General features: G+C 46.1%; 1 protein-coding gene. It reads right to left on the reverse strand.

The features are described from left to right. Positions 1-125 (reverse strand): ribosome-binding factor A (locus F1003_RS18995; RefSeq protein ID WP_497986936.1); only part of this gene is annotated, 125 nt, incomplete at its 3' end. Positions 126-254 lie beyond the last annotated feature (129 nt).

Here is a 254-nt window from a genome sequence, read left to right on the forward strand (position 1 = left end):
CTGCTTACTTCTACATCCGTTACTGTGACAAAGCCGACGCGAGGATCTTTCAATCCACGCTGCAAAACGAGGCTCAGTTCTTTTTTGATTTCTTCACCGACGCGGCTAATCCGTGTTTTGTTCATTTACTCTCACCTCCGCTGGCTGTCCTATTCGTAGTATTCCGTATCGACCCGAATCAACTCGGCATCGGGATGGTTTTCCACAAATCGCACCACAGCCTGCATTTCTTGTTGTAAAAATGACATTTCATT

This window comes from Winogradskyella ouciana, from assembly GCF_009709615.1.
GTDB lineage: Bacteria > Bacteroidota > Bacteroidia > Flavobacteriales > Flavobacteriaceae > Winogradskyella > Winogradskyella ouciana.